The organism is Muribaculum sp. (assembly GCF_029051885.1).
Classification (GTDB): domain Bacteria; phylum Bacteroidota; class Bacteroidia; order Bacteroidales; family Muribaculaceae; genus Muribaculum.
Window position 1 is genome coordinate 1 of record NZ_JAIDKI010000018.1, and the last position, 6,108, is coordinate 6,108.

The following is a 6,108-nucleotide window of genomic DNA, read 5'->3' on the forward strand; positions in this document are numbered from 1 at the left end:
TTCATTAGCAGAGTGGGCTATATCAACTAAGCCGCAAGGCTAAATCCTTTCATAGCCGCAAAAACTAATGGGAGTATACATTTTTAACATCACATTAACATAATCTGAGTAAAAATGAGATATCGGCAAACACATTTTCACAAATTATACTGTTGAATTTGTAGCCATATGTAAATGGATTAATGTTAGTATTTATGTAAATTTGTCTCGTAACAATATTAAGAATATGAAATCTCAAGAAATAATAAACAATATCCATACGCGCATGGGTATAGATTCTCTTAACCCAATGCAAGAGGCGGCAATGACTTCACGCGCATCGGATGTGATGATTTTGTCACCAACCGGAAGCGGAAAGACAATAGCCTTTACTTCAGCAATGCTGCTGTCATTGCAGGCACCTTCTGCAAAGTTGCAGGGTGTTATAATTGCCCCATCACGAGAGCTTGTAATGCAGATATATCGTGTAGTGCGTGAACTGGCTGTCGGCTACAAGGTTGTCGCACTTTATGGCGGACACTCGATGCTCGATGAAAAGAATTCTCTGACTCCGGTTCCCGATATTATTGTAGCTACTCCAGGGCGATTGCTTGACCATATCGAACGAAAGCAAATCGATTTATATACTACACGGATATTAGTGCTTGACGAGTACGACAAGTCTCTTGAACTTGGATTCCATGACGAGATGAAGAAGATAATCCGCACTATGCCTAACCGTGCCCGTACAATTCTTACTTCAGCGACTCGCCTGAATGAACTCCCGGGGTTTATGAAATTAGACAAGATGGAAACTATCGACTATCTGAACCAATCCGGCTCACCACGCTCACGTATGCAGATAGTCGATGTAGAGAGTCCGTCACGCGACAAACTTGAGACCCTTACCGACTTATTGCATTCACTGCCTGACGGACGTGTAATAGTATTTGTAAACCACCGTGAAAGTGCCGATCGGGTATACCGGCACCTGCATGATGCCGGACTTCCGGTTGGTATATATCATGGTGCACTTGATCAGAATGACAGAGAAAAAGCTGTAGACTTACTTAATAACGGTTCAACGCCAATACTTGTAAGTACCGACCTTGGCGCCCGTGGACTTGACATTGATTCAGTAAGCGCCATAGTGCATTATCATATGCCGTTGTCGCAGGAAACATGGACCCATCGTAATGGCCGTACAGCACGAGTAGATGCTACCGGAACGATATATGTACTATCATCAGAAGCTGACACTATACCTGATTATATCGTATTTGACAGGTCGTATTCGCCTACCGGACACTCCGACAATCCAATTCACGCCTCTGCTGCCACACTTTATTTCAATGCAGGTAAGAAAGAGAAGATTTCGCGCGGAGATATCGCCGGCTATATAATAAAACAAGGTGGAGTGGATGCTACGAAGGTCGGCCGGATTGTTGTGCGCGACCACAGCGCCATTGCAGCTGTGCCCGTCGATGGGGTTGTGGAACTGGTAAAACGTCTTTCTTCACAGAAACTCAAAGGCAAAAAAGTAAGAGTCTCCATAATCAGCTGATTATTACACCTATTGCCAATGCCATGCAACCCGGAGTTGAACCTACGCTTCTTAAGAGAAATGCTTGGATTTGACTTATGTTAAGATTTAGAGAGGATTTCAGAGAATGTTTTGAGATTTCATTCAATCTCGGAACAGTCCGGAAAGACCTCTAAAGATTTCATAAAGTGAAATTCAAACATTCTCTAAGAGGATATCCGTCATGACGACTTGCCGCATATTCAAAAAAGAATATTAATTTCAGTCTGTCATATTTAGGCTAATAAGATATTTACCGTAATTGAGTAATATGGAAAATATCTGCACCAAAGTAATTTATTTTTACTAACTTTGCGGTTGTTAATGCAATATTATGAAGAAAAGCATGAGCTCATTCCTACATATACGCATTCTGCCAATATACTCTTTGGCAATTGCAGCAATGACAATGACAAACGGCATGCATGCGCAGACTACAGATACTGTCACCGAGGCTGAATCAATGCGTCCGGTGATTGAAGAGCATATCGCGGCCGAAGGTGTCATCATTATCCAAATGCCAGATGCGCTAAAAAATCGTCTGAGGGCCGACGTATCCAAAGAACAGGAGACGTCTCCGGCGGTAGTTCATGGTCGAACCGGAGGATACCGGATACAGATATTCGCCGACAACAATCCACGTACAGCAAAAAATGAGGCGCGCACACGTGCGCGCAATGTTGTATCGCGTTTTGAGGCATACCCTTCGTATGTTGAATACAAAGCTCCTTATTGGCGAACACGCATAGGTAATTTCCGGACTCACGACGAGGCTGAGAAGGCCGCTGCTGAAATCAAAGAGGCATTCCCGGGTTACAGCCGAGAGATACGCGTGGTGCGCGACAGAATAATTGTAGGCGAATAGCCTCCTTTGCATATGAATACGACACAAGAAACTATGCAGAATCAGGACATAGTTATAGAAGAACTGGCCCGTCATTATCGGGCTATTATAGAACTGATAGGGGAGAACCCCGATCGCGAGGGGCTTAGAAAAACTCCTCTCAGAGCTGCAAAGGCTCTATATTATGCTACTCAGGGATACCGTCAGGATGCCTCTTCGATTATGAATCAGGCAATATTTGAGTATGCCGGCTCGCGTATGATTATTGTACGTGATATAGAGTTTTATTCCTTCTGCGAGCATCATATACTCCCGTTTTTTGGAAAAATATCAGTTGGCTATATCCCCGATGGCAATATGATAGGGCTTTCTAAACTTGCGAGAGTGGTCAATGTATATGCACGTCGCCTTCAGGTGCAGGAGCGTCTTACTGCAGAAGTCACCAAAGTTATCAGCAAAACGCTCGGTGCCAAAGGAGTTATTGTAGTATGTCGAGCCGAACACCTCTGCATGAAAATGCGTGGTGTCGAGAAACAGGACAGTTCTACCACAACCATTGACTATGATGGCGTGTTTGCCGAGGATACGGCTCTTCGACAAGAATTCCTCTCTCTTATAAAAGATTGAAATAATGGCAAAATCCAATGATGTAATACGCATAGGCGTACCTTTCCTCCTTGTCTCCACTCTTTTCCTCGCCTGGGGCCTGGCCAATAACATGAACGACACGCTGCTTGCAGCATTTCGGCGTATTATGTCGATGAGCGATTTGCAGACCTCTATGGTGCAGTTCGCTTTTTTCGGAGCATATGCTTGTGTAGCTTTCCCGGCGGCTATGTTTATCCGTAAATATTCATTTAAATCGGGTATCATTCTGGGGCTACTGCTATATGCATGTGGTACTATGCTCTTTTATCCTGCCGGTGTGGCTGCGAGTTATCCGGCATTCCTTTTTGCAATTTATGTGATGGCATGCGGATGTGCCGTGCTTGAGACTACAGCAAATCCGTATATACTTTCAATGGGCAGTCGTGACAACGCTACCCGACGTCTTAATATCGCCCAGACGTTCAACCCGGTGGGTGCCGTATGCGGCATACTCGTGAGCCGCCATTTCATATTATCGGAGTTAAATGCAGCCGATGCAGCCGAGCGTGGCGACATGTCTGCCGCTCAGCTGATAGAGATTCAAAGCCACGAACTATCAGCCATATCAGGCACATACATGCTTATCGGATGTGCATTGCTTATACTGTTGGGGGTAATCCTTATTGTCAGGATGCCAAAATTCAAGGATGAATCGGAGACAGCGCCGGTATGCGATACGATACGGCGTCTTTGGAACAACCGGCCATATCGTTTTGGTGTTGTGGCTCAGTTTTTCTATGTTGGCGTACAGACATGCGTATGGTCATTTACTATCCGTTATGTCATGGCCGAACTTGATTGTTTGGAGAAGGATGCCTCAATGTATTTCCTTTACTCTATATTATCATTCACACTATTCCGCTTCGTATTTACGTGGCTTATGAAATATGTGGCGCCGGTAAAACTCCTTATGTATGCCTCGGTTATGGCTATTATCCTTACCGGAGGTGTGATAATGCTTTCCGGCATATCTTCGGTTATCGCCCTTGTCGGTATTTCTGCGACAATGTCGTTGATGTTCCCGACCATATACGGCATAGCCCTTGAAGGCATGCCTCCGGCTGATAACAAGATTGCAGCCTCAGGTCTTATCATGGCAATACTCGGAGGAGCATTGCTCACTCCGCTCCAGGCATGGATATCGGATATGGCCGGTATCTCCACATCATTTATTGTATCACTGCTATGTTTTGTAGTGATACTCGTTTACGCTTCAGCTATAGTATATTCACGCAAGAAATCTCTTATTTATGCAGACAGATAATAAAAAGAAAGTATTCGTATCGGGATGCTACGACATGCTTCACTCCGGCCATGTGGCTTTTTTCAAAGAGGCCTCACGCTACGGTGATCTTTATGTAGGCATTGGATCTGACAAGACAATCGAAGGCCTCAAAAACCGCAAGACGGTGTACTCTGAAAAGGAGCGCTTATATATGGTGAAATCTATCCGTTATGTGACTGATGCATATATTAATTCAGGCAGCGGCATGCTTGATTTCCTCGAGACACTTGACCGTGTAAAACCTGATGTTTTTGTAGTCAATTCCGATGGCGGATCTGAACTCAAACGTAATCTCTGTCAAGAGAGAGGCATCGAATATGTGGAGCTTGAACGAGTACCTGATGCCGGACTGGAAGCAAGGTCTACCACATCCCTGCGCAAAGGTGTGAAGTCACATCTGCCATATCGTGTAGATATTGCCGGCACATGGATAGACCAGCCATATGTTTCTGAATATGGAGCAGGATGGGCGTTGACCATGTCGATTGAACCCACAGTAGAGTTTATGGAGCGTGGTGGAATGTCGACATCAACACGTAACGCTGCAAAAAAAATATGGCCTTACGAGCTCCCGAATTACAATGAAGAGATGCTCGCACGCCTTCTTTTCTGCTTCGAGAATGACCCCGAAAACAAAGGGCACATCTCAGGTGCTCAGGATGCGATAGGAATATGTATGTCCGGACTCAACCGCCACTATTATGACGGACATTATTGGCCTTCAAAAATTGAATCTTGTCATGATGAAAATGTGTTGTCATGGCTTGAAAACCACATTGTGTTGATTCCGATGTTCCCGCGACGCCCTGGCTGTTCGGTAGTGGAAGGCAAGGATATCACACCCACAAAGGTACGTCGTCTTACTGATGCTGCCGACCGGTGCTGGGACGCTGTGATGCGTTGTGACCTCCAGGATTTTGCCGCAGCATTCCGCGATTCGTTTGAAGCACAGATTTCAATGTTCCCCGCTATGATGCAGCCAGGAGTTGAGGAATACATCAATCGCTGGCGCAATCATGCCCTGGCATGGAAGATGCTTGGAGCAGGAGGTGGCGGCCATCTTGCGCTCGTCGTAGACCGGATACCCGAAGATGACAATATCATACGCATCAAAATCAGAAGAAAAGAGTAATAGATAGAAAAAAGGAAAGAATAAGTTAGTATAGCACTATGGAAAAAGACTCGAAAATTTACGTTGCCGGCCACAGAGGCATGGTGGGTTCGGCTATCGTGCGAGAACTCCGCCGTCAGGGATATACGAATATTATAACCCGCACACACAAGGAACTCGATCTTATAAATCAACAGGCTGTAAATGACTTCTTTGCAGCAGAAAAGCCTGATTATGTATTTCTTGCAGCCGCAAAGGTAGGAGGCATAGAAGCCAACCAGTCGGCTCTCGCTGATTTCATGTATGACAACATGATGCTTGAGATGAATGTAATCAATGCTGCTTGGAAAAACGGAGTAAAGAAATTGGAGTTTCTTGGGTCGTCATGTATATACCCGCGAATGGCTCCACAGCCTATGCCCGAATCATGTCTGTTGACTTCCGAACTTGAAAAGACCAACGAAGCATATGCTCTTGCCAAAATCTCAGGTCTGAAATATTGCGAGTTCCTCAACCGTCAATATGGCACGGACTATATCTCGGTAATGCCGACCAACCTCTATGGTCCTAATGACAATTATCATCCCACCCATTCACATGTCCTCCCTGCCCTCAGACGTCGATTCCATGAAGGCCAAGAGGCAGGACGTGAAGACGTG

General features: G+C 45.2%; 6 protein-coding genes. All 6 read left to right on the forward strand.

The genetic code is table 11. The features are described 5' to 3' along the window. Positions 1-226 precede the first annotated feature (226 nt). The gene (locus K2I50_RS00675) at positions 227-1,543 is read left to right on the forward strand and encodes a DEAD/DEAH box helicase (protein ID WP_301024328.1); all 1,317 of its coding nucleotides are present in this window, start codon (positions 227-229) and stop codon (positions 1,541-1,543) included. Between the two features lie 421 nt (positions 1,544-1,964). Further along, entirely contained in the window at positions 1,965-2,426 is a 462-nt protein-coding gene (locus tag K2I50_RS00680) for an SPOR domain-containing protein (RefSeq protein ID WP_301024329.1), read from the forward strand. A gap of 33 nt (positions 2,427-2,459) precedes the next feature. After that, entirely contained in the window at positions 2,460-3,032 is a 573-nt protein-coding gene (gene folE / locus K2I50_RS00685) for a GTP cyclohydrolase I FolE (RefSeq protein ID WP_301024330.1), read from the forward strand. Between the two features lie 4 nt (positions 3,033-3,036). Next, complete coding sequence (gene fucP, locus K2I50_RS00690) at positions 3,037-4,317, forward strand: L-fucose:H+ symporter permease (RefSeq protein WP_301024331.1); 1,281 nt, start codon at positions 3,037-3,039, stop codon at positions 4,315-4,317. Further along, positions 4,304-5,470: an FAD synthase family protein gene (locus tag K2I50_RS00695; protein ID WP_301024332.1), complete on the forward strand. Its 1,167-nt coding sequence runs from the start codon at positions 4,304-4,306 to the stop codon at positions 5,468-5,470. The genes fucP and K2I50_RS00695 overlap by 14 nt, the downstream gene beginning before the upstream one ends. Positions 5,471-5,508: 38 nt before the next feature. Next, positions 5,509-6,108, forward strand: a 600-nt coding sequence (locus K2I50_RS00700) for an NAD-dependent epimerase/dehydratase family protein (RefSeq protein ID WP_301024333.1), incomplete at its 3' end; no start/stop codon positions are given.